Below are 557 nucleotides of genomic sequence, written 5' to 3' on the forward strand. Positions count from 1 at the left end.
ATGAGGTCGCACGTCGAGAGCACAAGAAGCTCGGTACACGGCTCGCTCGCGCTGGCTTCTCCCTGGGCAAGACGCTTGAGAACTTCGACTTCGACCGTGTGCCCAAGCTCAATCGCGCACACCTGCATGATCTCGCCACGGGCCGCTACATCGACGAGAAGGTCTGCGTGATGATCGTCGGCCAAACCGGTGTCGGGAAGTCACATCTTGCGCAGGCCTTGGGCCACTGTGCCGCTCGTCAGGGACGTGACGTCCTGTTCATTACGCAAACCGACCTGCTCAAAAAGCTGCATGCAGCTCGGGCGACCGAGCTCTACGAACGCAAGCTCCAGCAGTTCGTGCGCGTGCCGGTGCTGATCATCGATGACTTCGCGCTCAAACCCCTTCGTGCGCCCCAGGACGAAGACTTCCATGACCTGATCGCCGCCCGGTATGAACGCGCGGCGACGATCTTGACGTCAAATCTGGACTTCAGCGAATGGGGCGATGCGTTCCCCGACAACCGCATCCTCGGCGCCGCCACACTCGATCGGCTGCGCCACGGCGCCTACCGCATC

The 557-nt window shown here is 61.9% G+C and carries 1 protein-coding gene; it reads left to right on the forward strand.

Going from position 1 to position 557, the window contains the following annotated elements; translation table 11 throughout:
• Nucleotides 1-557, forward strand: a 557-nt coding sequence (gene istB / locus GWC77_RS28205) for an IS21-like element helper ATPase IstB (protein WP_173262896.1), incomplete at both ends; no start/stop codon positions are given.

The organism is Paraburkholderia sp. NMBU_R16 (assembly GCF_013282575.1).
Lineage (GTDB): Bacteria > Pseudomonadota > Gammaproteobacteria > Burkholderiales > Burkholderiaceae > Trinickia.